A 23,848-nucleotide genomic window follows, 5' to 3' on the forward strand; every position below is an offset into this window, starting at 1 on the left:
CGGGCTCCGCGCCGGGGCCGGCGCCGACCATCACGCTGCCCGGGGCCGTCGCAACGACGCCGGGCGCGGCCGCGCCGATGGGCGGCACGCCGCTCAACACCGTGCCGTCGGCCGCAAGCGGGCTGGCGGTGCAGCCCCTGCCGCCGCCGGGCGGCGCCGCCGCGCCGGTGGTGCCGGGCACCGTCCCGCCCGCCGGCGCCGTGACCGGCCCGACCGCGGTGTCGCCGACGACCGGCGCCCCGACCTCGATCGTGCCGAGGCCTCCGCCCACGACGGTGCCGCCGGTCGCCAGCGCCACCGTGCCGCCGGCCGCCGCCTCGACCCAGCCCTCGCGGGGCTCCGGCCACTTCGCCTGGCCGGTGGCCGGCTCGGTGATCGCCGGATACAACGCCCCGATCGCCGGCAAGCCGAACCAGGGCATCAACATCTCCGCCCCGGCCGGCACGCCGATCAAGGCGGCCGGCCCCGGCACCGTCGCCTATGCCGGCAACGAGCTGCGCGGCTACGGCAATCTGGTGCTGATCCAGCATGGCGACGGGCTGGTCACCGCCTATGCCCATGCCGCGTCGCTGTCGGTGAAGAAGGGCGACACGGTCACCGCCGGCCAGACCATCGGCACGGTCGGCCAGACCGGCGCGGTCGACGCGCCGCAGCTGCATTTCGAGGTGCGCAAGAACAGCGCGCCGGTCGACCCGAAGCAGTACCTGCAGTAGGAGGCGGCGCTACGTCGCCGCCTCCAGCCGCTTGCCGAGGCGGCCGGCCAGGTCCTGGATGTACTGCCAGGCGACGCGGCCGGAGCGGGAGCCGCGGGTGATGGTCCATTCCAGCGCCTCGGCCCGCAGCGTCTCGGGCGCGATCTCCAGGCCGAAGGCGGCGGCATAGCCCTCCACCATCTCCAGATAGGTGTCCTGGTTGCAGCCGTGGAAGCCGAGCCACAGGCCGAAGCGGTCGGACAGCGACACCTTCTCCTCCACCGCCTCGCCGGCGATGATCGCGGTCGACCGCTCGTTCTCGATCATCTCGCGCGCCAGGATGTGGCGGCGGTTCGAGGTGGCATAGAACACCACGTTCTCCGGCCGGCCCTCGATGCCGCCCTCCAGGATCGCCTTCAGCGACTTGTAGCTGGCGTCCTGGCCGTCGAAGGACAGGTCGTCGCAGAACAGGATGAAGCGGCGGGTCGAGGCGCGCAGCAGGTGCAGCAGCCGGGGCAGGGAGCCGATGTCCTCGCGATGGATCTCGACCAGCGCCAGGATGCCGCCGGCCTCGCCGTTCACCGCCGCATGCACCGACTTGACCAGCGAGCTCTTGCCCATGCCGCGCGAGCCCCACAGCAGGGCGTTGTTGGCCGGCAGGCCCCGGGCGAAGCGGCGGGTGTTCTCCAGCAGCAGGTCGCGCTGCAGCTGGATGCCCTGCAACAGCACGAGATCGACCCGGCTGACCGCGGCGACCGGCAGCAGCCGGCCGTGCTCGGCGTCCCAGGTGAAGGCGTCGGCGCTGGCCAGGTCGGTCGGCGCCGGTTGCGGCGGCGCCAGCCGCTCCAGCGCATCGGCGATGCGGGTCAGCAGCTGCAGTCGTGTCGGATCCAGGTCGGCCACCGGACAGTCTCCTTCGCTCAGAGGGGCCGACGCTAGCGATCGGTCCGGGCGAGATCAATCCCGCAGGGCACACCGTTGCCACGGCCTCTGGTGGACCGGATTCCATTGCAACCGCGGCCCCGGCCGCTATAGTCGCGCCCGACTGTAAAGGTGGAGCGTGGAATGTTGATTTCCGAGGCCTATGCCCAGACGGCCGATGCCGGCTCGGCCGGGGGTGCCGGCCTGCTGATGCAGTTCGCGCCGCTGATCCTGATCTTCGTGGTATTCTACTTCCTGCTGATCCGGCCGCAGCAGAAGCGGGCGAAGGATCACCGCAGCATGCTGGGCAATCTGCGCCGCGGCGATCGCGTCATCACCGGCGGCGGCATCGTCGGCACCGTGCAGAAGGTGGCTGATGACGAGCTGACGATCGAGATCGCCGAGAACGTCCGGGTCAAGGTGATCCGCAGCACCGTGACCACCGTCCTGGCCCGCACCGAGCCGGCCAAGAACGGCGGGTCGAGCAACGGCGACAAGGACGAGGACGCCACGACGCCGGCCGCGGCCAATGCGCCGGCCGAGGCGGAGAAGCCGAAGGGGCTGGCCCGCTTCCTGTCGCGGAAGTGAGCTGAACGGGGCGGGATCGTCATGGAGATCTCCTCCGTCATCCCGCCCGGGCGGCGGATCATCGACGGCTATCCGCCGGGCGGTTTTCGCGTCGCGGGCACGCTGTACCAGGGGCCGATGCTGATCTGGCCGGAGGGCGAGGTGCCCTGGTCGCTGGAGCGGATCGAGGAGCTGACCCTGGCTCACCTCGACCCGGTGCGGCGGATCGACCCGCCGGTCGAGGTGCTGCTGATCGGCTGCGGCCCGCGCATGACGCTCCTGCCCTCGGCGCTGCGGCGGCAGATCCGCGAGGCCGGCATCGGCATGGACGCGATGGACACCGGCGCCGCCTGCCGCACCTACAACGTGCTGATCTCGGAAGGCCGGCGCGCCGCCGCGGCGCTGATCCCGGTCTGACGGCACCTGTCTTTTCGCTGCGGACGCCTTACTCTTGTGCCGTGCCGCAGACAGCAGCAGGGAGGTGCGACATGAAGGCGATGACGGCCGGCATCACCGGGGCCGCGGAGGGCATCGACGGCATCTCCTGGTCGATCCTGGGCCAGACCTATGTGCCGAAGCAGATCTCGGCGGACAGCTTCGCCTGGCACGCCACCTTCGGCATCGGCACCTTCGTGCCGCCGCACATCCACCCGCTGCAGGACGAGTTCCTCTACATCCTCGAAGGCCGGCTCGACTTCATGCTCGACGGCGCCAACGCATCGGCCACGGTGGGCGACCTGGTGCGCCTGCCCAAGGGCTTCCCGCACGGCATCTTCAACAACAGCGGCGCGATCGCGAAGTCGCTGTTCTGGGTGGCGCCGACCGGCCGGCTGGTCGAGCTTTTCCAGGCCATCCACGACCTGCCGCAGCAGACGCCGGAGGCGGTGGTGGCGCTGGCGGCCAAGCATGACGTCGACTTCCTGCCGCCGCCCGCCTAGCCCGGGCGGCGCAGCTGGGCCGGGGTGAAGCCGGCGACCGAGGCATAGCCGCGGACGATCGCCTGGCGCTCGGCATGCGGCAGGACGGCGTCGATGTCCTCGAAGCCGTCCGGCGCCAGCTGCTCGATCACGTCGATCACGCCCTCCGGCCCGCCACTGCGGTTCAGCCGGACGATCTCCGCGGTCTTAGGCCGCCGGTCGGCCTCGTATCGCTCCAGCGCGGCGACGGCATCCGACGTGTCCGCCAGCGCATCGGCCAGGGCGCGGGCGTCGAGGATCGCCTGGGACGCGCCGTTCGACCCGACCGGGTACATCGGATGCGCCGCGTCGCCCAGCAGCGTCACCCGGCCGTGGCGCCAGCGCGGCAGCGGGTCGCGGTCGCACATCGGGTACTCCCAGAATTCCGGCGTCGCCGTGACGATCTCGGTGATGTCGGCCTCCGGCAGGGCGAAGCGGCGGGCGTGCGGCAGCACCTCGTCCAGCCGGCCGGGCCGCGACCAGTCCTCGCGCCGCGGCGGGGGCGTGCTGCCGTCGCCGATGCGCGCACAGACCGCCCAGTTGGTCAGCCGCCGGTCCGGCGCAGTGCCCGGTCCGATCGGGTACAGCACCACCTTCGCCTGCATGCCGCCGGCGACGATCATCGTCCGCCCGTCCATATACGCCGGCCAGTCGATCGCGCCGCGCCAGATCATGACGCCGTTCCAGGAGGGCGGCCCCTGGTCGGGATACAGCGTGTCCCGCACGATCGAATGGATGCCGTCGGCGGCGATCAGAACGTCGCCCCGCGCGGTGCCGGCCGGCGCGCCGTGGCGGTCGACGAAATGGGCGGTCACCTCGGTCTCGCTCTGCTCGAAGCCGGCCAGGCGGCGGCCATGGTGGATCTCGCCGCCCAGCCGCTCCCGCGCCGCCTTGTGCAGCACGCCATGCAGCCGGCCGCGGTGGATCGAGAACTGCGGCACCGGAAAGCCGGCGTCCAGGCCGCGCGGCTCGCGCCACACGATCTGGCCGAAGCGGTTGGTGTACAGCAGCTCGCGGGTGCGGATGGCGACGGCGTCGAGCCGGTCGAGCAGGCCGAGCCCGGCGAGCTCCTGGATCGCATGCGGCAGGGTGTTGATGCCGACGCCGACCTCCCGCGGCTCGGTCGCCTGCTCGAACACGGCGCAGCCGACCCCGCGCGCCTGCAGCATCAGCGCCGCAGTCAGCCCGCCGATGCCGCCACCGACGATGATCGCCTTCATCGGTCGCCTCCCTTGATGCGTCAGAGGTCAAGTCTTGAGCCTTGAGCCGGCGCTGGCAAGCTCCGGTGGCGATCAGGGCCGCGAGCGGGCATATAGGGGCCGCCATGCCGACCACCGATCCCCTGGGCCAGAACGGCGAACAGGTTCGCCGCCTCGACCACGACCGCTATTTGACCTGCCTGTTCGCCCCGGCGGCGCGGCGGGCGGCGCTGTTTGCACTCTACGCCTTCAACATCGAGGTGGCGAAGACGCGCGAGGTGGTCAGCCAGCCGCTGCTCGGCCAGATCCGGCTGCAATGGTGGCGCGACGCGATCGGCGAGATCTATGACGGCCGGCCGCGGCGGCACGAGGTGCTGGACGCGCTGGCCCCGGCGGTCTGGGCCCACGACCTCAGCCGGGCCCATTTCGACACCGTCGTCGACGCCCGCGAGCGCGACCTGGAGGACGAGCCGCCGGCGACGCTCGCCGATCTGGAACGCTACGCGGCGGACACCGCCGGGCTGCTGCTGCGCCTGCATCTCGAGGTGCTGGGCGTGCGCGACGACGCGGCGCATCGGGCGGCGACGGCGATCGGCACCGCCTGGGCGCTGGTCGGGCTGATGCGCGCCCTGCCGTTCCATGCCCGACAGAAGCGCCTGTACCTGCCCCAGGAGATCATCGCCGCCGAGGGCGCCGACCGCGGCCTGCTGTTCGAGATGAAGCCGCATGACGGGCTGAACCGAGCGGTGGCGCGCGTCGCAGCAACGGCCGCCGAGCGCCTTGCCGAAGCGCGGGCCTTGCGCCGCGAGGTGCCGCGGGCGGCAGTGCCGGCCCTGCTGTCCGCGCGCCTGGCCGACGGCTATCTGCGCCGGCTGAGCCGGGCGGGGCATGACGTCTTCTCCGCCCTGGTCCAGGAGCCGCCGCCGCTGCGCCAGGCGGATCTGGTGCTGGGGGCCATGCTGGGGCGGTACTAGGACGCCTTTCCGTAAACCAGGCCGGTACCGGCTGGGCAGAGGCATGGTCGTTCGCTTAGACTGCGCCCGCCCTCCCACTGCCCGGACCGTTCCGACGCGTGTATCGACGGCTCGCCCAACACCTGCCGAACTGGATCAGCGAACATCCCCGCCTGTGGAGCGGGATCGGGCTGCTGCTGGTCGTCGGCGCCGTCGCGACCTGGCGTCTCGGCGGCTTCGAGGCGGCGCCGCCGCGGCCGCTGCCGCGCTTCGGGGCCGAGTCCGTCATCACCACCAACGAATGGCGGATGCGCCCTCTGAAAGCCTGGATCGCCGACGGCGATTCGGGCGGCACCTTCCTGATGGTCGAGATGTGGCTCGAAAATCGCACCCAACGGAGCGAGTCGCTGTTCGTCGAGGCCCTACGCCTGGCCGAGCCCGGCAAGCCCTGGCGCGAGACCAAGGATCCCAGGACGCTGGTCCTGCCGAGCGATCCCAGCCGCGGCATCGCCATCCATCCCGAGCTGCCGGCCCGGGTGGTCGCGGTCTGGCCTCTGCCGTCGGCGTCGATGGACCACGCTGAGTTCCATGTGTTGAATCGCACGTTCGTCGAGCGCACGGCCCTGATCGGCAACGCCGCCTGGGCGCGGGCGAGGCCGATCGGCGTGCTGGACCTGGCGGTCGAGGATCAGCGCGGATCCGCTCCGGCCAAGGAGAGCAAGCCGTGATGCGGGCGGGCTGGCATCGGTGGGGGATGGAGGCGGTGATGGTCGCGCTGGCGCTGGCCGCGATGCTCTGGATGGCCCGCCACACCGCCAGCTATGACGACAACCGTGCCCCGTTCACTGTCCACGGCACTCTGGGCGAGACCGTCCGCGGCCGGGATTTCGCCGTCACCGTCGAGAAGGTTGAGCTGGCCCGCGCGCTGCGCCTGGATGCGGGCGATGGCGATCCGCCGCGGCGCCGCGACACCTACGGCGTCTGGCTGGTGGCGCATCTGCGGGTGGAGGCACTGCAGCAGCCGCTGCGGTTCCAGCGCGCCGAACTGCACACGCCGGACGGCTATTATTACGAAGCCGATGATCGGCGTGTCGACATGGACTATCGGCTGGGCGGAGTCGAGATTGTGCCGGGGCTGCCGCAGCGCGGCGTTGTCGCCTTCGAGATCCCGCGCGACAAGCTGGCCGGCACCGTGCTGGAGGCATCGCCCGACCGGTACCGCATCGCACCCGACAGCGTGGCCGTGATCGATCTCGGGCTCACGCGGGATCGGGTGGACGGGCTGCTGCGCGACATGCCGGAGTCGCTGCTGCTGGTCTCGCGGTACGCATCCCGATGACAGCGTCGCGCCGCCGCCTGCTGTGCCTGCTCGCCCTGCCGGTGCTGGCCGTCCTCGCCCTGGGCTGGCCGACTTGGCAGGCCTGGAGCCACTATGCCGGGCTGCGTCCGGTCTTCGCCACCATCGTGCCGCCGGGGGCGGAGGGCGAGTATGACGGGGCGCGGTGGCGGCTGCTGGAAACCGTGGTGGAGCGGGCGCCGTCCGACCATCTCGGCCGACGGATCGAGCTGCCGGAGGGCGCCGTCTCGCTGCTCGCCCGGTTCAAGGTGGTTCCCGGTCCGACGACCGATCTGGAGGCGCTGCGGCTCTGCGAGGGCCGGCTGCGCGATCCGTCGGGGCTGATCTGGACCGCCAATCGGCTCAGTGCCTTCCAGCCGGCCAGCAAGCTGCCGGACAATTGCGGCTGGAGCCTGGGCGATCCCCAGAACTGGATGGACATGACCGAGCGCAAGGCCACGCCCGGCGAACCCTGGACCTTCGAGCTGAACTTCGTGGTCCCGGCGGATGCGGCCGGCCGGGTCGAGCCCGAGCTGCTGCTGCGGGAGCAGTATCCGGACTATCTCCGGTTCAGGCGCTGACCGGGGCGGCCTCGTCGATCGGCTGAGCCTCGGCGGGCGGCGCCTGCCGCAGCCCGCGCAGCGTCAGCTCGACCGCGGCGGCCAGCAGGCAGATCCGCAGCGGCTCCTTGATCAGGGTCGGCGCCAGCGGGATCGGGCCGCCGACCAGGACGTCCAGCGCCGGGGTCAGCAGGTGCCAGGTCTGCAGCTCCTGCGGCCCGATCAGCCAGACCACGAAGCGGAACACGTGGCTGCAGGCGAAGGTCAGGCCGACATAGCACAGGCACAGCATCAGGGCAGGGCGCAGCCCGGCGCGCAGGATCAGGCGCAGGCTGTTGAGGATCGGCACCGTCTTCTTCCGCCAGCCGGCGCTCCACCGGTCGGCGGCGGCGCGGGCCAGGGTCGGCAGCCCGGCATAGCGGCGCTGCCAGGGCTCCAGCCGCTGATGCGCCAGCAGGGACGGGTCACGCAGGTCGTGGCCGTAGATCATCGCCGCGATCGCCAGCCACAGCAGCGGCAGGGATGCGACCAGCAGGGCGTCGCGCAGCAGGCCCAGCGGCGGCCCCAGCCAGTCCTTCAGCAGCGGCAGCAGCCCGAACCAGGAGCGCGGCCCCTCCCACCAGTCCCACCAGGCGACGACCACGACGCGGTCGTTCCACCAGTCCCAGCCCTGGCCGGTCCATCGTGAGATCGCGAACAGGCCGAGGAAGACCCAATAGGCCTCGCACACCGTCGCCATCACCGACCACAGCGCCGAGCGGGTCTTGTCGTGCCGCCACAGGCTGAAGCGCCGCAGCGCCCAGGTCAGCAGGATGGAGGTCACGATCCCCGCCGCGCTCAGCAGGTCCGTGGGGCTCTGGCCGACGCTGCCGCGGAGGAAGTCGAGGCTGTAGGCCCGCAGGATATTCCTCAGCATCCCCCAGGCCGCGTAATAGGCGAAGAACGGCAGCAGCGCGATGGCGATGACCTCGGTCAGGTGCCGGCCCGGCGTCCAGCGCCGCGGCAGCAGACCGCCATCCTCGCTCTCGGCGGTGGTGCGGGCCAAAGCGGGCATGCCCGGGCGCAGCGACTGGAACATCGCGATGGTGCACAGCAGCTGCGCCACCACCAGCAGCGACAGCCCGAAGAAGCCGAGCGGCGGGTTGATATGGCCCAGCCACACCGACAGGTCGAGCAGCAGCTGATAGGCCAGGAGTTGCAGGAAGAACCAGCACAGCAACTCCGGCCAATGCGCCCGGAGCAGGCGCAGGGCGGTCAGCGGGAGGTCGAACCAACTCAGCATGAAGCAGAACCCTAAACGTGGAGGGGTCGTGTCGTCCACGGCCAAACAGGCTTGATCGGCCTCTCCATCGGTTGCTAGAGTTTCAATATTCGAAAATCAAGTTCCATAAAATGGAACTTTGGGATGGCTTCATGACCACGCTCGAAAGCGCCGCCGCTGTCCTGCGCTGCTTCTCCGCCAGCCGCACCGAGCTCACGGTGACCGAGGCGTCGGCTCTGCTGTCGCTGCCGAAGAGCAACATCTCCCGCCTGCTGCGGGCGATGCGCGATGCCGGGCTGCTGGAGACGATCGGCGACAGCAAGCGCTACCGGCCGGGTGCGCTGATCCTCGGCGTCGGGCATCTGTTCAGCGCCACCTCGTCGCTGGTCGGCCGGGCGGATGCGGTGGTGGCCCGGATCGTCGCGGCGGTCGGCCACACCGGCTATGTCTCGATCCGCGACGGCGGCGAGGTCATGGGCCTGACCTACCATCCCGGCACCAATGCGCTGCGCGTCGCCACGCCGGTCGGCCGGCCGCTGGCGGCCCATTCCAGCGCCACCGGCCGGTCGCTGCTGGCGCGGCTGTCGGACGATCAGGTGCGGGAGCTGTTCCGGGAGCCCTGGCCGCCGGTGTCGCCGACCGCGCCGCAGACCCTCGACGAGCTGCTGCAGCGGCTGGACAAGGTCCGCCGCCGGGGCTTCGCGGAATCCCATGACGAGGCCAATCGCGGCGTCGGCGCCCTGGCCGCCGCCGTCGGGTCGCCCGAGACCGGCGAGGCGGTCAGCCTCTGTATCGCCTATCCGCTCTCCACCGTCTCGGCGGAGGAGCGGGAGGACATCATCGCCCGGCTGCTGGCCGGGGCACGGGAGGTCGCGGCCCTGGCCGGCGACCCGAACTGGCAGGCCGGGATCTCGGCCTCCGCAGCGTAACCAAGGAACGGATCGATCATGCGTTGGCGCATCGGCTTCGACATCGGCGGCACCTTCACCGACTTCATCCTCTATGACGGCGAGGGGCGGAATGTGAAGCTGCACAAGCGGCTGACCACGCCGCACGATCCGTCCGAGGCGGCGCTGGTCGGGATCGAGGAGCTGGTGGCGATGGCCGGCATCCGGCTGGCGGATGTCGGCGAGATGGTGCACGGCACGACCCTGGTCTCCAATGCGGTGATCGAGCGCAAGGGCGCGAAGCTGGGCCTGATCACCACCCGCGGCTTCCGCGACGTGCTGGAGATGGGCACCGAGCAGCGCTACGACATCTACGACCTGTTCCTGCAGTTCCCGGAGCCGCTGGTGGCCCGCCGGCTGCGGCTGGAGGTGCCGGAGCGGGTGGACCGCGACGGCAATGTGGTCGAGCCGCTGGATCCGGAGGCCGTGCGGACCGCCCTGCGGCGGCTGGTGGCGGAGGGCGTCGAGGCGGTCGCGGTCTGCTTCCTGCACGCCTACCGCAACCCGGAGCATGAGCGGATCGTCGGCCAGATCGCGCGCGCCGAGTTCCCGCAGCTGGCCGTGTCGCTGTCCTCCGAGGTCGTGGCCGAGCTGTGGGAGTACCAGCGCTGCGTCACCACCTGCGCCAACGCCTATGTCCGGCCGCTGATGGACCGCTACCTGCAACGGCTGGAGCGGGAGCTGGCGGCGCGCGGCTTCACCGGCACGCTGCGGCTGATGCATTCGGCCGGCGGGCTGGTGGCGCCGGAGACGGCGCGCGCCTTCCCGATCCGCTTGCTCGAATCCGGCCCGGCCGGCGGCGGCCTGGCCACGGCGCTGTTCGGCGCCCTGGCGGGCAAGGCCGACGTCATTTCCTTCGACATGGGCGGCACCACCGCCAAGGCCTGCATGATCGAGGACGGCCGCGCCGAGATCGCGCCGATGATGGAGGCGGGGCGGGTGCACCGCTTCAAGAAGGGCTCGGGCCTGCCGATCAAGGCGCCGGTGATCGACATGATCGAGATCGGCGCCGGCGGCGGGTCGATCGCCTCGATCGACGAGGTCGGGCTGCTGCGCGTCGGGCCGCATTCCGCCGGCTCCGACCCCGGCCCGGCCTGCTACGGCAAGGGCGGCGTCGAACCGACGGTGACCGACGCCAACCTGGTGCTGGGCTATTACGACCCCGGCTTCTTCCTCGGCGGCCGCATGGCGCTGGACAAGGCGGCGGCCGGGGCTGCGGTGGCGCGCGTCGCGGAACCGCTCGGCCTGTCGGTCGATGACGCGGCCTGGGGCATCCACAAGGTGGTGACCGAGAGCATGGCCGCCGCTGCCCGAGTCCATCTGGTGGAGAAGGGCAAGGACCCGCGCCGCTACGCCATGGTCGGCTTCGGCGGCGCCGGGCCGGCCCATGCCGCGGGCGTAGCTCGCGTGCTGGGTGTGGCCGAGGTGATCATCCCGCCGGCGTCCGGTGCCGCCTCGGCGCTGGGCTTCCTGGCGGCGCCGCTGTCCTTCGAGCTGGTGCGGTCGCATCCGGTGCGCTTCTCCGGCGAATTCGACGCCGGCGCGGTCAACGGGGTGCTGGCGGAGCTGGAGGCCGAGGGCCGGCGGCGCTTGGACGAGGCGGGCGTCGAGGCGGCGTCGGTCACGGTCGAGCGCAGCGCCGACATGCGGCTGACCGGCCAGATGCACGAGATCGCCGTGCCGCTGCCCTCCGGCCCGATCGGCGCCGGCAGCCTGGAGGCGATCCGCATCGCCTTCGCCGAGGTCTACACCGCCCGCTACACCTCGCTCTACGGCGGGGCGCAGATCGAGGCGATCAACTTCCGCGTGCGCTGCCTGGGCCCGACCCCGACGCTGTCGCTGGCCGGCGCCACCGGCGGCGGCGATGCCGCTGGCAAGCGCAAGGGCGTGCGCCAGGCGCGCTTCGCCGAGGGCGTCGTCGAGGCCGTGGTCTATGACCGCTACGCCCTGGTGCCGGGCGACCGGATCGAGGGGCCGGCGATCATCGAGGAGCGGGAATCCACCACCATCGTGCCGCCGGGCGACATCGTGCGGGTCGACGACACGCTCAACCTGCGCATCGCCATCGGCGTCGCCGCGCCGGTCCAGGCGCTGGTGACGGCCGAGATGACGCTGCCCGAGGCGATCGCCCGGATCGAGGCCGACCCGATCGCGCTGGAGATCATGTGGAGCCGCCTGATCACCGTGGTCGAGGAGATGTGGCTGACGGTCTGCCGCACCGCCTTCTCGCTGGTGATCTCCGAGGCCCAGGACTTTGCCTGCGAGCTGCTGGATCCCGAAGGCGAGACGCTGGCCCACTCGCCGCGGGCGATGCCGGTGTTCAACCTGACCCTGCCGCGGGCGGTGAAGGCGCTGCTGGCAGAATACCCGGCCGAGACGCTGCAGCCCGGCGACGTGCTGATCACCAACGACCCGTGGCTGTGCGCCGGCCACCTGTTCGACATCGCCGTGGTCACGCCGGTGTTCCATGACGGGCGGCTGGTCGGGCTGATGGGCACGGTCGGCCATGTCTCCGACATCGGCGGCACCAAGGACAGCCTGCGGGCCCGCGAGATCTTCGAGGAGGGGTTCCAGATCCCGCCGATGAAGCTGGTCGAAGCCGGGAAGCCGAACCAGACGCTGTTCCGGCTGCTGGCCGAGAATGTGCGCAACCCGAGCCAGGTGACAGGCGACGTCCACTCCTTCGTCGCCGCGAACGCGATCGGCGCCGATCGCCTCGTCGCCTTCATGCGGGAATACGGCATGCAGGACCTGCGGGCGCTGGCCGCGGTGGTGCAGGGCCGGTCGGAAAAGGCGATGCGCGAGGCGATCGCGGCGCTGCCCGACGGCGTCTACCGGTCGGAGATCGAGAACAACCCGCTGGGCGAAAGGCTGCGCTATCCCCTGGCGCTGACCATCGCGGGCGATAGCATCACCCTCGACTTCGCGGGCGCGCCGGCGCAGCTGCCGCAGGGCGGGCTGAACTGCACCCTGAACTACACCGAGGCGCATGCGACCTATCCGCTGAAATGCATGCTGACGCCGAATGTCCGCGGCAATGCCGGCTGCTACCGGCCGTTCCAGGTCAAGGCGCCGGAAGGGTCGATCCTCAATGCCAGCCGGCCGATGGCGGTGAACCTGCGCACCCGCACCGGCTGGTACATCGCGCCGAACATCTTCCGGGCGCTGGCCGAGGCGGCGCCGGACAAGGTGCAGGCCTTCACCGGCCTGCCGGTGGCCGCGACCATCTACGGCCGCGACAGGGAGGGGGCGACCTATTCCGACATGCTGTTCATGGGCGGCGGGCAGGGCGCCTCGTCGCATGGCGACGGCAAGTCGGGCCTGCTGTGGCCGACCTCGGCCGCCAACACCTCGGTCGAGCTGTTCGAGACCCGCGTCCCGGTGCTGGTGCTGGAAAAGACCTATGTCGAGGACTCCGGCGGGCCGGGGCGCCATCGCGGCGGGCTGGGTCAGCGCGTCTCGCTGCGCAAGCTGGCCGATGACGGGCTGGCCACCTTCGTGGCGGTCTATCCGGAGGGGGTGAAGTCGAGCAACCCCGGCCTGTTCGGCGGCACGGCGGGCGGCGCCGCGCACGGCGTGGTGCGCGACGCCCAGGGCCAGGTCCTGCACGATTGCGGCACCGGCGAGCTGGTGCAGCTGGCCAGCCCAGGCGAGATCGTCGAGATCGTCCTGGCCGGCGGCGCCGGCTACGGCGACCCGGCGGAACGGCCGAGGGCCGTGCTCGACCGTGACGTCGGCGACGGCCGGGTCTCGGCGCCGGCCGACGCTGACGCCAAGGCCGCATGAGCTTCGGGGCCGCGCATCCCAGGGTGCGCGGCCCTTTCTCGAACAGGGCACGCCCAAGACCCGCATCACGAGATCAAGGCCGCGGCCAAGCGGTCCCACCAGGAGGTTTCATGCAGCACGACCTGACCGCGGATCCCGCCGCGGCACCCCCGGCCAGTGGCGCCACCCGCCGCCGGCACCCCAGCGTGTTCGAGCCGGCGACCCTCGCCCTGGTCATCCTGCTCTGCGTCTTCGGCGCCATCATCGGCATGCAGATCCTGGTCAGCCTCGGCGTCTCGGCGAACACCTCGCTGATCGGTGCCCTGGCGGCGATGGTGCTGGCGCGCATCCCGCTGGGCCTGTTCGCCCGCTACCGCTCGATCCATGTCCAGAACCTGGCGCAGAGTGCCATCTCCGGCGCCACCTTCGGCGCCGCCAACAGCCTGCTGCTGCCGATCGGCATCCCCTATGCGCTGGGCCGGCCGGACCTGGTGCTGCCGATGTTCGCCGGTGTCGCCCTGGCGATGCTGCTCGACGCCTATATGCTGTACCGGATGTTCGACACCAAGGTGTTCCCGGCCACCGGCGCCTGGCCGCCCGGCGTGGCCGCGGCGGAAGCGATCAAGGCGGGCGACGAGGGCGGCCGCAAGGCGGCACTGCTCGGCGTCGGCGTGGCCATCGGCGCGGTCGGCGCCCACTACGCGATCCCGATGTCGGCCTTCGGCATCGCCTTCATCGGCAACATCTGGGCGCTGGCCATGTTCGGCGTCGGCCTGCTGTTACGCGGCTATTCCCCGCAGCTGTTCGGCGGCGAAGCCTTCACCGGGATCATCCCGGGCGGCGACCTGATGAAGGCCTATATCCCGCATGGCGTGATGATCGGCGCCGGGCTGGTGGCGCTGCTGCAGGTCGGGTCGACCCTGCTGCGCCGCGACACCGACGGCGCCTCACGCACCCAGTCGGACGCGGCGCTGCGGCGGGCGCTCGGGCTCGGCACCATCGGCTACATCGCGCTGGCCATGCTGATCGCGGCGGCCGGCGGGCTGTGGGCCGAGCTGTCCTGGGGCATGCTGGTCGCCTTCGTGGTCTACGCCGCCTTCGCCGCCTTCGTGCATGAGCTGATCGTCGGCCTGGCGGCGATGCATTCCGGCTGGTTCCCGGCCTTCGCCGTGGCGCTGATCACCCTGATCATCGGCATGCTGGTCGGCTTCCCGCCGACGGCGCTGGCGGCGCTGGTCGCCTTCTCCGCCGCCACCGGCCCGGCCTTCGCCGACATGGGCTATGACCTGAAGGCCGGGTACATCCTGCGCGGCCACGGCGCCGACCCGGAGTTCGAGCGCGACGGCCGGCGGCAGCAGCTGTACGCCGCCATGGTCGCCTTCCTGGTGGCGATCGTCGTGGTCTACTTCTCGTGGGAGTCCTATTTCGCCCAGGACCTGCTGCCGCCGGTCGACCGGGTCTACGCGGCCACGATCGGGGCCGGGGTGGCGCCGGACGTGGCGCGGTCGCTCGCCCTCTGGGCAATCCCCGGGGCGCTGGTGCAGTGGCTCGGCGGGTCGAAGCGGCAGATGGGCATCCTGTTCGCCACCGGCCTCCTGCTGATGGCCCCGCTGGCGGGCTGGGCGGTGCTGGCCGGCATCCTGATCCGCTTCCTGTGGACCCGCTGGCGCGGCGAGGAGGGGCGCAGCGAGATGGAGGTGGTTGCGGCCGGGGTGATCGCCGGCGACGCCCTGTTCAGCTTCTTCAACTCCGTCATCAGCCCGTTGTTCGGCCGCCGCTAGGCATGGCCTGCCGCCGCTGCACGAAATCGAGGAAGGCGCGCAGCGGCGGCGGCATCTGCCGGCGGCTGGGATAGAAGAGAGTGAAGCCGGGGAAGGGCGGGGTCCAATCCGCCAGCAGCCGCACCATCCGGCCGGATTCGACCAGCGGCCGGATCTGCAGGTCGAACAGGTAGCCGATGCCGACGCCGTCCAGCACCGCCCGGATCGCGACCTCCGGCTCGGTCACGGTGAGCGGGCCTTCCACCGCCACCTCCAGCTTCTCCGTGCCGCGTTCGAACTCCCAGCGATAGAGGCTGCCGTCGGTCGGCCAGCGGAAGTTGATGCAGCGATGGTGCCGCAGGTCGCGTGGCGTCTCCGGCGCGCCGAAGCGCTCGAGATAGGCGGGGGCGGCCACCACTATCAGCTCGAGCTCGCCGCCCAGCTTCACCGCGACCATGTCGCGCTCGACCATCTCGCCGAGCCGGAGGCCGGCATCGAAGCGCTCGGCGACGATGTCGACCAGCCGGTCCTCGGCGACGATGTCGAGGGCGATGTCCGGATAGGCCGCCTGGAACGGGCCGATCAGCGGCGCCAGGCGATGGATCGCGGCGATGCGCGAGGCGTTGATCCGCAGCAGCCCCGCCGGCGTGTCACGCAGCGCCCGGACATTGGCGACCGCGGCATCGAGATCGGCCAGGGCGGGCAGCAGGCCGGTGAGGAGCCTCGCACCGGCCTCGGTCGGGGCCAGGCTGCGGGGGGGCCGGTTCAGCAGCCGCAGGCCCAGCCGCTCCTCCAGCCCGCGGATGGTCTGGCTCAGCGCCGAGCGCGACAGGCCCAGCTGCGCGGCGGCGCGGGCGAAGCTGCCATGCTCGACGATCGCGGCGAAGGCCCGCAGCTCGGCGTAGTCGCTGCCGCGCATTGTGCATCGTTCCCTTAACGGCCCATGCGGATAATGCCGTCTTCATGGATGAATGTCAGCGCGCCATCTTCCCGGTCACCACCGCAGGAGATGACCATGAGCGACACGCTGTCCCATTACCGGCTGCTCGGCCGGTCCGGCCTGCGGGTCTCGCCGCTGACGCTCGGCGCCATGACCTTCGGCACCGACTGGGGCTGGGGCGCCGATGAGCGCGAGGTCGGCCGGATCTTCGACACCTATGTCGACCGCGGCGGCAACTTCATCGACACCGCCAACCAGTACACGGACGGCAGCTCCGAGCGGCTGGTCGGCAAGTTCGCGGCCGACCGGCGCGACCGGCTGGTGCTCGCCACCAAATACACCCTGCCGCTGCGGCCCGGCGACCCGAACTCCGGCGGCAACCACCGCAAGAGCCTGGTCCGGTCGGTCGAGAGCAGCCTGCAGCGGATGCAGACCGACTATATCGACCTGCTGTACCTGCACGCCTGGGACTTCACCACCCCGGTCGAGGAGATCCTGCGCGCCATGGACGACGTCGTCCGGGCGGGCAAGGTGCTGTATGTCGCGATCTCCGACGCGCCGGCCTGGCAGGTGGCGCGGATGCAGACCATCGCCGACCTGCGCGGCTGGTCGCCGCTGATCGCGCTGCAGATCGAATACAGCCTGATCGAGCGGACGGTGGAGCGCGACCTGATCCCGATGGCGCGGGAGCTCGGCCTCGGGGTCATCCCCTGGTCGCCGCTGGCCAGCGGCGTGCTGACGGGCAAGTACAGCCGGGCCGATCTCGACATCGGCGGCGGCACGGCGGCGGCCGCCGGCACGCGCAAGAACGTCGCCGCCGCCAATGGCGCGCTGACCGAGCGCACCCTGGCGATCGCCGAGGAGGTCAAGGCGGTGGCGGCCGAGATCGGAAAGTCTCCGGCGCGGTGGCCCTGGCCTGGACCCTGCTGAACCCGGCCGTGACCGCGCCGATCATCGGCGCGCGGACCGTGGCGCAGCTCGAGGACAATCTCGGCGCGCTCGAGGTCGTGCTCTCGGACGACCAGCGGGTGCGGCTGGAGGCGGCGAGCGCCGTCGACCTCGGCTTCCCGGACGAGTTCCTGGCCCGGCCGCTGACCCGCGCCGTGATGTTCGGCGACGTCCGGATCGCCCCGCGGGGGTAGGCTCACACCATGGTCTCGCCTGGCCGCTCCCGCCGGACGCGAGGGCGCGTAGGTTGGGTTCGCGAGTAGCGAACCCAACGCCGTATCGACCAGTGCGGCGCTTGGATGTTGGGTTCGCTTGCCGCGAACCCAACCTACACGATGGCTGTGACAAGGTCCGGCGTCGCCTCCGGGCTGGTCAATTTGCCCAACAAATAGTATAGCTGAGGGTGAAAATATTACCGGCATCCGAGACTGGATAAGCCGGAAACAACATTGGGGGAGGACCATTACGATGCGGACGCTTCTGGCTGGAGCGAGCGCGCTTGCGCTTTTGACCGCCTTCGGCGGAACTGCGGCGGCCCAGACCGGCATGCTGGACAAGGCCGTCGGCGGCTACACCTTCGACCAGGCGTCGAAGGAAGGCCCGGACACCAAGAACTTCAACAACAAGGATGGCAAGCTGACCTTTGCCATCGTGACCCACACCGCCGGCAACGGCTTCTTCGACCCGACCTATGTCGGCGCCAAGGTCGCGGCCGACATGATCGGCGCCAACCTGCTGATGCTCGGCTCCGAGGCGCCGGTGGACGACATCCCGCGCGAGCTCGAGATCCTCAACCAGATCGTGCAGGACCCGACCATCGACGGCGTCATCATGACCACGCCGCAGGCCGGCGCCTATGACGACCTGGTGAAAAAGCTCGAATCCAAGGGCATCCCGGTCGCCACCACCAACAGCTTCGACGCCACGATCTACAATCGCAGCGGCATCAGCCACACCGGCCAGGATTCGTCGGCGGCCGGCATCGGCGGCGAGGCGATGGCGAAATGCGTCATCGACTCCGGCGCCAAGAGCGGCAGCATCCTGTTCCCGAGCACAACCACGCTCGGCAATGTCGAGGTCAACAACCGCGTCACCGCGGCCTTCGAGGCGACGGTGAAGACGCTGGAGGCCGCCGGGCGCCTGAAGGACTTCCAGGTCGATGCGGGGCCGACCAACATCGGCATCGACGTCGACCAGAACAACGCCACCGGTTCGGTCGTCAGCCTGATCGAGAGCCGCGGCGACGTCGTCGGCATCATGGGCAACAACGCCTTCGTCACCCCGGCGATCGGCGATGCCGTGGGCCAGCTCAAGATCGGCGACAAGATCTGCAGCTACGGCTTCGACCTGGGGCCGAAGCAGCTGGAGCAGATCAAGAACGGCAATCTCGACGGCGCGCTCGGCCAGCAGCCGTTCCTGCAGGGCTTCTGGCCGGTGATGCAGCTGTACCTGCAGATCGACCGGGGCGTCGCCGCCGCCGATCTCGACACCAAGGCGCAGCTGGTGACCAACAGCAACGTCGGCAACGTCGGCAAGCGCTTCGAAAACTGAGGCGCGATCGGAAGCGCGGCCCTCGCCTCGACGGTGGAGGCGAGGGCCACCCCGGGACGGCAGCCACTGAGGGATCATGGCAACAACGACCGCGCCCGAGCCGGCACGGCCGACACGCTTCGGTGGTTTCGCCTATGGCTGGGAGGTCGGGCTGCTCCTGGTCATGGCCGCGCTCTATTTCGCCGGCACCCAGGTCAATCCGCGCTTCTTCGGCGACCTGACGGCGCTGCACAGCGTGCTCCGCGACGCCTCGCGCTTCGGCGTGATGGCCGTCGGCATGACCTTCGTCATCGTCAACAAGGACCTCGACCTCTCGGTCGGGTCGACCACGGCGATCGTCGCCGTCCTGTTCTCGATCCTGTTCGCGCCGACCCATTACGATCTCGGCGTCGGCGTCGCAATCACCGCCAGCGTCGTCCTCGGGCTGCTGATCGGGCTGTTGAACGGCGCGCTGGTCACGGTGCTGCGGGTACCCGCCTTCATCGCCACGCTGACCATGCTGTTCATCGGCCGCGGCTTCGTGCTCGGGCTGACCGGCGGCAAGAACATCGCCTATGAGATCAAGTCGCGCGACTTCGGGATCTTCGCCCTGGGCGAGTCCAACGGGTTCGGCTTCAACAACCAGATCCTGATCTTCCTGGTCGTGGCCGTGCTCGGCGGCGTCCTGCTGGCCTTCACCCGCTGGGGCTACGAGACCTATGCCGTCGGCGGCAATGCGATGGCCGCGGATTATGCCGGCATCAGCAGCCGGCGGGTGCGGATCCGCGGCTTCGTGCTGTCGAGCCTGTGCGCGACGCTGGCCGGGCTGATGACCGTGTTCCAGGACAAGGGCGTCAACAGCGGCTACGGCGTCGGCCACGAGCTGATCGTGATTTCGGCCGTGGTCGTCGGCGGCGCCAGCATCATCGGCGGCCGCGGCCGGATCCTCGGTTCCTGCATGGGCGCCCTGCTGATCGTGCTGATCGACAAGGTGCTGCGCGAGGGCATTCCGATCGAGCGCATCGTCAAGGTCGGCAAGAGCGAGATGGTGGTCCAGGCGATGGCCGCGCTGCCGCCGGGCGCCGTGCCGGTCTTTCTCGGCCTGATCCTGCTCGCCGCCGTGCTGATCGAGCCGTGGATCTTCCGCCGCAAGCTCGTACCGCGGCTGTGGGCCCGGCTGCGTCATCGGCCCCTGCCGGTGCCGGAGGTGGAGATGGTCGCGGTCGAGACCGTGCAGACGCATGGCTCGGCCATGGCGGCGCAGGAGATCCATGCCCGCGGGCTGATGTGGTTCCTGACCCAGCGCGAGGCGGCGGCGGTGATCTTCATGGTCCTGCTCTGGGCGCTCGGCATGTATCTGCGGCCGGACTTCTGGGGCAGCCTCGACAACAGCTTCAACCTGCTGCTGGCCTTTACCGAGATCGGGATCATGGCGGTCGGCATGACCTATGTCATCGCCAATGGCGACATCGACCTGTCGGTCGGTGCGGTGCTGGCGCTGTCGGGTGCGACCGCGGCCTTCCTGATGAAGTTCCTGGGGGTGGACCCGGCGCTGGCCGCCCTGACCGCCTTCTGCGCCGGGACCCTCGCGGGCGTGATCAACGGCCTGTTGACCACCAAGGCGCGGCTGCCGGCCTTCGTCGCCACGCTCGGCATGTTCTACATCGCCCGCGGCCTGGCCGCCTGGTTCGTCGCCGGGCGCCAGCTCAGCCAGTTCCCGGAGAGCTACAACCTGATCGGCCGCAAGCTGATCGAGATCCTGCGCTATGCCGGGCTCGAGCCGGCGCCCGGCAGCCTGTGGTCGGCCGTGGCCAGCGCCGTCAGCACCCAGTCGATCGTCCTGATCATCCTCGCCGTGGTCGCCGGCATCGTGCTGTCGAAGACCGTCATCGGCTACAAGGTGCTGGCCACCGGCGGCAACCGCCGCGCCGCCGACTATGCCGGCATCAACACCGACCGGGTGCGCTTCGGCAGCCTGGTGTTCAGCGCCATGTGCGCGTCGCTGGCCGGCATCGTCTACATCGCCTATTACCGCAGCTTCAACCCGTCGGCCGGGCAGCTGCGCGAGCTCGACGTCATCGCCGCCGTGATCATCGGCGGCGGCAGCATCTTCGGCGGCTTCGGCACCATCCTGGGCGCGCTGGCGGGGGCCGCCGTCATCACCCTGATCCGGGCGCTCCTGTCCCTGCAGATCTTCCTGCCCAACGGGGACTCGATGGTGATGCCGCAGCACTGGATCAACGTCTTCATCGGGCTGATCCTGATCGTCGCCGTGCTCGGCGACATCTGGCTGCGTCAGGAGGGCCTGCTGCAGCGGCTGTTCAGGCGGCTGCGTCCGCGAAGGGAGCGAACGGCATGACCGAGGCGGGTTCCGCGATCGTCGAGATGCGGCGGATCAACAAGAGCTTCGGCGCCATCCGCGCGTTGACGGATGTGCATCTGCGGCTGATGCCGGGGGAGATCCTGGGCCTGGTCGGCGACAACTCGGCCGGCAAGTCGACGCTGATGAAGATCCTGACCGGCGCCTACCAGCGCGATTCCGGCGACATCCTGGTGGCGGGCGAGGAGGTTCATTTCCGCGGTCCGCATGATTCGCGCGACCGCGGCATCGAGATGATCTACCAGGACTTCGCGCTGTGCGGGAACATGGACGTCGCCGCCAATGTCTTCCTCGGCCGCTGGCCGACCAGGGGCTGGTTCGTCGACCGCCGGCGGATGGAGGCCGAGGCCGGCGATGTGATGCGCCGCCTGAAGGTCGACATCAACCATGTCCGCCAGCGGGTCGAGAGCCTGTCGGGCGGCCGCCAGCAATCGGTCGCGATCGCCCGCGCGATCAGCTTCGACCCGAAGGTGCTGATCCTCGACGAGCCGACCGCCAACCTGTCGGTCCCGGCCACCGAGCGGCTGCTCGAGACCATGGACGAGCTGCGGCGGCACGGCGTGGCGCAGATCATCATCAGCCACCGCCTGACCGACATCTTCGAGATCGGCGACCGCATCATGGTGCTGAAGCGCGGCCGCAATGTCGGCGAGCGGCTGATCAAGTCGACGAACGAAAAAGAGGTGCTGGAGCTGATCGTCCAGGGCGAGCCGGAGACGGCGCAGGCCTGAGGACGGCTCAGGCCGCCGCGCGCCGTCCCAGCCAGAGGTCGAGGTCGGCCAGGGCGCGCTCGCTGTACAGGCTCTTGCGGTCGCGGCCCTTGACCTTCTTCTGGCCGGGCTGCCGCTCCGGGATCTCGGGCGGCGGGAACAGGCCGAAATTGACGTTCATCGGCTGGAAGGTCTCGGCCGCGCCGCCGCCGGTGATGTGGCTCAGCAGGGCGCCCAGCGCGGTGGTGACGGGCGGCGGCACGATGGCTTGGCCCAACCGCTCCGCCGCCGCCATCCGGCCGGCCAGGAGGCCGATCGCGGCGCTCTCGACATAGCCTTCCACGCCGGTGACCTGGCCGGCGAAGCGTAGCCGCGGCATCGCCTTCAGCCGCAGCGCCGGGTCCAGCACCCGCGGGCTGTTGATGAAGGTGTTGCGGTGCAGCCCGCCCAGCCGCGCGAATTCGGCATCCTGCAGGCCCGGGATCATGCGGAACACCCGCACCTGCTCGGCGTATTTCATCTTGGTCTGGAAGCCGACCATGTTGAACAGCGTGCCCAGCGCATTGTCCTGGCGCAGCTGGACCACGGCCCAGGGCCGGCGGTCGCTGTGCGGGTTGGTCAGGCCGACCGGCTTCATCGGGCCGAAGCGCAGCGTCTCCGGGCCGCGCTCGGCCATCACCTCGATCGGCAGGCAGCCGTCGAAATACGGCGTGTCCTTCTCCCAGTCCTTGAACTCGGTCTTCGGCGCGGCCAGCAGCTCGGCGATGAAGGCCTCGTACTCCTCCTTCGACATCGGGCAGTTGATGTAGTCCTTGCCGGTGCCGCCCGGGCCGGGCTTGTCGTAGCGCGACTGGAACCAGGCGGTCTCGAAATCGATCGACTCGCGATGGATGATCGGCGCGATGGCGTCGAAGAAGGCCAGCTCGGCCTCGCCGGTCAGGCCGCGCACCGCCTCGGCCAGGGACGGGGAGGTCAGGGGGCCGGTGGCAACGATGACGCTGTCCCAGGCCTCGGGCGGCAGGCCGGCGACCTCGCCGCGCTCGACCGTCACCAGCGGGTGGTTCGCCAGCTCGGCGGTAACGCCGGCGGAGAAGCCGTCGCGGTCGACCGCGAGCGCGCCGCCGGCCGGCACCTTGTGGGCATCGGCATGGCGCAGGATCAGCGACCCGCAGCGCCGCATCTCCTCATGCAGCAGGCCGACCGCGTTGTGCATGGCGTCGTCGGAGCGGAAGGAGTTGGAGCAGACCAGCTCGGCGAAGCCGTCGGTGTGGTGCGCCTCGGTGCCGCGCACCGGACGCATCTCGTGCAGCACCACCGGCACCCCGGCCGAAACCAGCTGCCAGGCCGCTTCGCTGCCGGCGAGGCCGGCGCCGATGACATGGACGGGTGTGCTCATCGAACCAATCTCCTGCGAAGGGCGTGACTGATACGCCGATCGTTCCGTCCAGGCAACGGGGCAGGGATCGGGGCGCCTTTGTCATGCCATGCTCCAGCATGTATCTAGAAGCCGTGCGCATGGGCTGGGAGGGGACATCGCATGGCGTCGGGATGGGCCTGGGTGCTGGCGGCGGCGGCGCTGGCGTTTCCGCTCGCGGCCGCGGCGCAGGACGTGCCGGCGGGCGGCACCAACAACTCCTGCATCTTCGCCCATGACGGCGAATGCGACGAGGCCAACGGCACCTGCGCCGCCGGCACCGACAGCGCCGACTGCCGGCCGGACGCCGCGGCCGACCCGGCGAATTCCTGCCGCTTCGCCTTCGACCAGCGCTGCGACGAGCCGGGCAAGGGCTCCGGCCTGTGCGCGGCCGGCAGCGACACGGCGGACTGCACCGCGGCCGCGGCGCCGCAAACGCCGGCCCAGACTGCGCCGCCGCAGGGGCCGGGCGACGACAGCTGCCCCTTCTCGCGCGACAATGAGTGCGACGAGCCGATCGTCGGCTCAGGGGCCTGCGCCGCCGGCACCGACACCAGCGACTGCAAGGCCAAGGGCAACTCGCCGGCCCCGGCTCCGGCGACGCCTGCCGCGCCCGCGGCGCCGACAGGGCCGGACAGCTGCCCCTTCGCCCGCGACGGCGAATGCGACGAGCCGGGGGTCGGCTCCGGCGCCTGCGCCGCCGGGACGGACACCACCGACTGCAAGGCCGGGCAGGCCCCCGCGGCGCCGGCCGCGCCGTCCTCCGGGGGCGACGACAGCTGCCAGTTCGCCCATGACGGCGAATGCGACGATCCGGGCCGGGGCACCGGCCTCTGCACCGCCGGGACCGACGCCACCGACTGCTCGGCCACAGGCGAAGGTTCGCCCAGCACGGCTGCCCCGGCGGCCTGTCCCTTCACCGGCGACGGCGAGTGCGACGAGCCGGACAAGGGCTCCGGCCTGTGCGCCGCCGGCACCGATGCCGAGGATTGCCGGGGGAAGTGACCGG

The 23,848-nt window shown here is 70.7% G+C and carries 20 protein-coding genes and 1 pseudogene; 16 read left to right on the forward strand and 5 right to left on the reverse strand.

The genetic code is table 11. The features are described 5' to 3' along the window. Positions 1-713, forward strand: a 713-nt coding sequence (locus ACTOWL_RS28840; RefSeq protein ID WP_441324731.1) for a peptidoglycan DD-metalloendopeptidase family protein, incomplete at its 5' end; no start/stop codon positions are given. 9 nt (positions 714-722) lie between these two features. Here the strand turns inward: ACTOWL_RS28840 and ACTOWL_RS28845 are convergent. Then, complete coding sequence (locus ACTOWL_RS28845) at positions 723-1,595, reverse strand: ATP-binding protein (protein ID WP_441324732.1); 873 nt, start codon at positions 1,593-1,595, stop codon at positions 723-725. Positions 1,596-1,757: 162 nt separating this feature from the next. Here ACTOWL_RS28845 and yajC point away from each other — a divergent pair, with 162 nt between their 5' ends. The 3 genes from yajC to ACTOWL_RS28860 all read left to right on the forward strand — a co-directional run bounded on the left by yajC (position 1,758) and on the right by ACTOWL_RS28860 (position 3,118). Beyond that, on the forward strand, positions 1,758-2,201 hold the full coding sequence (gene yajC, locus ACTOWL_RS28850; protein WP_441324733.1) for a preprotein translocase subunit YajC: 444 nt from the start codon (positions 1,758-1,760) through the stop codon (positions 2,199-2,201). A gap of 21 nt (positions 2,202-2,222) precedes the next feature. After that, positions 2,223-2,597 (forward strand): Mth938-like domain-containing protein, encoded by a 375-nt coding sequence (locus tag ACTOWL_RS28855; protein WP_441324734.1) that lies wholly within the window; start codon positions 2,223-2,225, stop codon positions 2,595-2,597. A gap of 71 nt (positions 2,598-2,668) precedes the next feature. Continuing rightward, complete coding sequence (locus ACTOWL_RS28860) at positions 2,669-3,118, forward strand: cupin domain-containing protein (RefSeq protein ID WP_441324735.1); 450 nt, start codon at positions 2,669-2,671, stop codon at positions 3,116-3,118. On the opposite strand, the gene ACTOWL_RS28865 is transcribed toward ACTOWL_RS28860, so the two are convergent. After that, positions 3,115-4,356 carry a flavin-dependent oxidoreductase gene (locus tag ACTOWL_RS28865; protein WP_441324736.1) on the reverse strand — a complete coding sequence of 414 codons (1,242 nt, stop codon included), beginning with the start codon at positions 4,354-4,356 and terminating at the stop codon, positions 3,115-3,117. The genes ACTOWL_RS28860 and ACTOWL_RS28865 overlap by 4 nt on opposite strands. A gap of 104 nt (positions 4,357-4,460) precedes the next feature. Between ACTOWL_RS28865 and ACTOWL_RS28870 the strand changes: the two genes are divergently transcribed. From ACTOWL_RS28870 to ACTOWL_RS28885, 4 genes are all read left to right on the forward strand, one after another. Beyond that, positions 4,461-5,309, forward strand: coding sequence for a phytoene/squalene synthase family protein (locus ACTOWL_RS28870; protein WP_441324737.1), 849 nt, complete (start codon positions 4,461-4,463; stop codon positions 5,307-5,309). A gap of 98 nt (positions 5,310-5,407) precedes the next feature. Beyond that, entirely contained in the window at positions 5,408-6,016 is a 609-nt protein-coding gene (locus ACTOWL_RS28875; RefSeq protein WP_441324738.1) for a hypothetical protein, read from the forward strand. A gap of 38 nt (positions 6,017-6,054) precedes the next feature. After that, positions 6,055-6,627 carry a hypothetical protein gene (locus ACTOWL_RS28880; protein ID WP_441324739.1) on the forward strand — a complete coding sequence of 191 codons (573 nt, stop codon included), beginning with the start codon at positions 6,055-6,057 and terminating at the stop codon, positions 6,625-6,627. Next, the gene (locus tag ACTOWL_RS28885; RefSeq protein WP_441324740.1) at positions 6,624-7,205 is read left to right on the forward strand and encodes a hypothetical protein; all 582 of its coding nucleotides are present in this window, start codon (positions 6,624-6,626) and stop codon (positions 7,203-7,205) included. Before ACTOWL_RS28880 ends, ACTOWL_RS28885 begins: the two co-directional genes overlap by 4 nt. Here ACTOWL_RS28885 and ACTOWL_RS28890 read toward each other — a convergent pair. Continuing rightward, complete coding sequence (locus ACTOWL_RS28890) at positions 7,195-8,466, reverse strand: hypothetical protein (RefSeq protein ID WP_441324741.1); 1,272 nt, start codon at positions 8,464-8,466, stop codon at positions 7,195-7,197. The two genes, ACTOWL_RS28885 and ACTOWL_RS28890, sit on opposite strands and share 11 nt — an antisense overlap. A 131-nt stretch (positions 8,467-8,597) precedes the next feature. Between ACTOWL_RS28890 and ACTOWL_RS28895 the strand changes: the two genes are divergently transcribed. The 3 genes from ACTOWL_RS28895 to ACTOWL_RS28905 all read left to right on the forward strand — a co-directional run bounded on the left by ACTOWL_RS28895 (position 8,598) and on the right by ACTOWL_RS28905 (position 14,938). Then, positions 8,598-9,374: an IclR family transcriptional regulator gene (locus ACTOWL_RS28895; protein WP_441324742.1), complete on the forward strand. Its 777-nt coding sequence runs from the start codon at positions 8,598-8,600 to the stop codon at positions 9,372-9,374. Between the two features lie 18 nt (positions 9,375-9,392). Further along, the gene (locus ACTOWL_RS28900) at positions 9,393-13,178 is read left to right on the forward strand and encodes a hydantoinase B/oxoprolinase family protein (RefSeq protein WP_441324743.1); all 3,786 of its coding nucleotides are present in this window, start codon (positions 9,393-9,395) and stop codon (positions 13,176-13,178) included. 110 nt (positions 13,179-13,288) lie between these two features. Next, a complete protein-coding gene (locus tag ACTOWL_RS28905; RefSeq protein WP_441324744.1) occupies positions 13,289-14,938 on the forward strand; it encodes an OPT/YSL family transporter in 1,650 nt (549 codons plus the stop codon). Here ACTOWL_RS28905 and ACTOWL_RS28910 read toward each other — a convergent pair. Continuing rightward, a complete protein-coding gene (locus tag ACTOWL_RS28910) occupies positions 14,913-15,836 on the reverse strand; it encodes a LysR family transcriptional regulator (RefSeq protein WP_441324745.1) in 924 nt (307 codons plus the stop codon). The two genes, ACTOWL_RS28905 and ACTOWL_RS28910, sit on opposite strands and share 26 nt — an antisense overlap. A gap of 171 nt (positions 15,837-16,007) precedes the next feature. Between ACTOWL_RS28910 and ACTOWL_RS28915 the strand changes: the two are divergent. The 4 genes and pseudogenes from ACTOWL_RS28915 (at position 16,008) to ACTOWL_RS28930 (ending at position 21,446) form a co-directional block, all read left to right on the forward strand. Beyond that, a pseudogene (locus ACTOWL_RS28915) lies at positions 16,008-16,999 on the forward strand (aldo/keto reductase). Between the two features lie 274 nt (positions 17,000-17,273). Continuing rightward, entirely contained in the window at positions 17,274-18,356 is a 1,083-nt protein-coding gene (locus tag ACTOWL_RS28920; RefSeq protein WP_441324746.1) for a substrate-binding domain-containing protein, read from the forward strand. 76 nt (positions 18,357-18,432) lie between these two features. Further along, a complete protein-coding gene (locus ACTOWL_RS28925) occupies positions 18,433-20,694 on the forward strand; it encodes an ABC transporter permease (protein WP_441324747.1) in 2,262 nt (753 codons plus the stop codon). Continuing rightward, positions 20,691-21,446: an ATP-binding cassette domain-containing protein gene (locus tag ACTOWL_RS28930; protein WP_441324748.1), complete on the forward strand. Its 756-nt coding sequence runs from the start codon at positions 20,691-20,693 to the stop codon at positions 21,444-21,446. The genes ACTOWL_RS28925 and ACTOWL_RS28930 overlap by 4 nt, the downstream gene beginning before the upstream one ends. A 7-nt stretch (positions 21,447-21,453) precedes the next feature. On the opposite strand, the gene trmFO is transcribed toward ACTOWL_RS28930, so the two are convergent. After that, positions 21,454-22,821: a methylenetetrahydrofolate--tRNA-(uracil(54)-C(5))-methyltransferase (FADH(2)-oxidizing) TrmFO gene (gene trmFO / locus ACTOWL_RS28935; protein ID WP_441324749.1), complete on the reverse strand. Its 1,368-nt coding sequence runs from the start codon at positions 22,819-22,821 to the stop codon at positions 21,454-21,456. A gap of 141 nt (positions 22,822-22,962) precedes the next feature. Between trmFO and ACTOWL_RS28940 the strand changes: the two genes are divergently transcribed. Continuing rightward, the gene (locus ACTOWL_RS28940) at positions 22,963-23,844 is read left to right on the forward strand and encodes a hypothetical protein (protein WP_441324750.1); all 882 of its coding nucleotides are present in this window, start codon (positions 22,963-22,965) and stop codon (positions 23,842-23,844) included. The last annotated feature ends 4 nt before the right edge of the window (positions 23,845-23,848 follow it).

This window comes from Inquilinus sp. CA228, from assembly GCF_052078665.1.
Classification (GTDB): domain Bacteria; phylum Pseudomonadota; class Alphaproteobacteria; order DSM-16000; family Inquilinaceae; genus Inquilinus.

Bases quoted from the DNA above. Each gene is read 5' to 3' on its own strand.
- yajC (WP_441324733.1), top strand. From the start codon at position 1,758: ATGTTGATTTCCGAGGCCTATGCCCAGACGGCCGATGCCGGCTCGGCC.
- ACTOWL_RS28855 (WP_441324734.1), top strand. From the start codon at position 2,223: ATGGAGATCTCCTCCGTCATCCCGCCCGGGCGGCGGATCATCGACGGC.
- ACTOWL_RS28860 (WP_441324735.1), top strand. From the start codon at position 2,669: ATGAAGGCGATGACGGCCGGCATCACCGGGGCCGCGGAGGGCATCGAC.
- ACTOWL_RS28865 (WP_441324736.1), bottom strand. From the start codon at position 4,356: ATGAAGGCGATCATCGTCGGTGGCGGCATCGGCGGGCTGACTGCGGCG.
- ACTOWL_RS28870 (WP_441324737.1), top strand. From the start codon at position 4,461: ATGCCGACCACCGATCCCCTGGGCCAGAACGGCGAACAGGTTCGCCGC.
- ACTOWL_RS28880 (WP_441324739.1), top strand. From the start codon at position 6,055: ATGGTCGCGCTGGCGCTGGCCGCGATGCTCTGGATGGCCCGCCACACC.
- ACTOWL_RS28885 (WP_441324740.1), top strand. From the start codon at position 6,624: ATGACAGCGTCGCGCCGCCGCCTGCTGTGCCTGCTCGCCCTGCCGGTG.
- ACTOWL_RS28890 (WP_441324741.1), bottom strand. From the start codon at position 8,466: ATGCTGAGTTGGTTCGACCTCCCGCTGACCGCCCTGCGCCTGCTCCGG.
- ACTOWL_RS28895 (WP_441324742.1), top strand. From the start codon at position 8,598: ATGACCACGCTCGAAAGCGCCGCCGCTGTCCTGCGCTGCTTCTCCGCC.
- ACTOWL_RS28900 (WP_441324743.1), top strand. From the start codon at position 9,393: ATGCGTTGGCGCATCGGCTTCGACATCGGCGGCACCTTCACCGACTTC.
- ACTOWL_RS28905 (WP_441324744.1), top strand. From the start codon at position 13,289: ATGCAGCACGACCTGACCGCGGATCCCGCCGCGGCACCCCCGGCCAGT.
- ACTOWL_RS28910 (WP_441324745.1), bottom strand. From the start codon at position 15,836: ATGCGCGGCAGCGACTACGCCGAGCTGCGGGCCTTCGCCGCGATCGTC.
- ACTOWL_RS28920 (WP_441324746.1), top strand. From the start codon at position 17,274: ATGCGGACGCTTCTGGCTGGAGCGAGCGCGCTTGCGCTTTTGACCGCC.
- ACTOWL_RS28925 (WP_441324747.1), top strand. From the start codon at position 18,433: ATGGCAACAACGACCGCGCCCGAGCCGGCACGGCCGACACGCTTCGGT.
- ACTOWL_RS28930 (WP_441324748.1), top strand. From the start codon at position 20,691: ATGACCGAGGCGGGTTCCGCGATCGTCGAGATGCGGCGGATCAACAAG.
- trmFO (WP_441324749.1), bottom strand. From the start codon at position 22,821: ATGAGCACACCCGTCCATGTCATCGGCGCCGGCCTCGCCGGCAGCGAA.
- ACTOWL_RS28940 (WP_441324750.1), top strand. From the start codon at position 22,963: ATGGCGTCGGGATGGGCCTGGGTGCTGGCGGCGGCGGCGCTGGCGTTT.